The organism is Myxococcus vastator (assembly GCF_010894475.1).
Lineage (GTDB): Bacteria > Myxococcota > Myxococcia > Myxococcales > Myxococcaceae > Myxococcus > Myxococcus vastator.
Map to the genome: position 1 here is coordinate 1 of NZ_JAAIYB010001007.1, position 251 is coordinate 251.

General features: G+C 71.3%; 1 pseudogene. It reads right to left on the bottom strand.

The annotated features are described in order from the left end of the window. A pseudogene (locus tag G4D87_RS39145) lies at positions 1-251 on the bottom strand (IS1182-like element ISPlba1 family transposase); the annotation flags it as partial.

Genomic DNA, 251 nt, shown 5'->3' on the forward strand with positions numbered 1-251 from the left:
GACCCTGGTGGCGTCCCGGAGCCGGCCTTGATGGGCATCACGCCCGCTGACGGTCCGCCGTCTCCTGACAGATGCCCATCAACCAGCCGGCTTGCTCGCCCATCAGCAGACGTGCGCGTCAACAGCAGTCGCGACTGCGCCCGCCGCAACTCCTCGGGAAGCTCGTCGCCTCGCTTGCCCTTGCCGTGGCGGGCGTCCTCTTCCGCGTCGACGGCCTCCGCCTGGGCCAGCAGGTGCCGCACCTGCTCGCG